Source organism: Vibrio sp. 10N.222.49.C9 (genome assembly GCF_041474985.1).
Taxonomy (GTDB): domain Bacteria; phylum Pseudomonadota; class Gammaproteobacteria; order Enterobacterales; family Vibrionaceae; genus Vibrio; species Vibrio crassostreae_C.
The window spans coordinates 1-553 of record NZ_JBFRVD010000410.1; the positions used below are offsets into that span (position 1 = coordinate 1).

A 553-nucleotide genomic window follows, 5' to 3' on the forward strand; every position below is an offset into this window, starting at 1 on the left:
GAGAACACCCTATTAGATGACTATGTTATTACTCGCCTAATTGATACCAGATTCGGTCACCAAGCAGATGAGGTAAAGTCATTTACCTCAGCCGTAATTGACCATCTAAACCCTAAATCACCACATAGCGTAGATAAGCGAACTTTAACTGCTCACGCTCGACAACTGTTCTCTGAAATAACACAACAAAGCACGCCCAACCATTCCAGTGAACCCAACAAGATAGAAGAGGGTCTTTTCACAAACATGGATGATGACAAACACTTCCTCTAGCCCATAGCCAAGAAAGTTCGCTACTAGTTTTTGCGTAACATCTCGCACATTCGTAAGACTCGAGCGACCAACAACCGGGTTTTCACTACTGTACGGCCATCTAACATATCGGTGGCCGTACATGTTCAAACTAGCAGTAATTGCAGATCTAGCATTCCTCAGCAATCGCGAGAATCAAGACTATATAACATCCCAATTAGACCTTCTTCTTTCCAATAAACTGAAAGATGGAGACGTATCGATCACATCTGTCGAAAACTCGTACATTGAACACACTACA

At 42.5% G+C, this 553-nt stretch carries 1 protein-coding gene; it reads left to right on the forward strand.

All coding sequences use genetic code 11. From position 1 onward, the window contains the following. Positions 1-273: hypothetical protein (locus AB4585_RS23740; RefSeq protein ID WP_372171221.1), on the forward strand; the 273-nt coding region annotated here is incomplete at its 5' end. Positions 274-553: the final 280 nt, after the last annotated feature.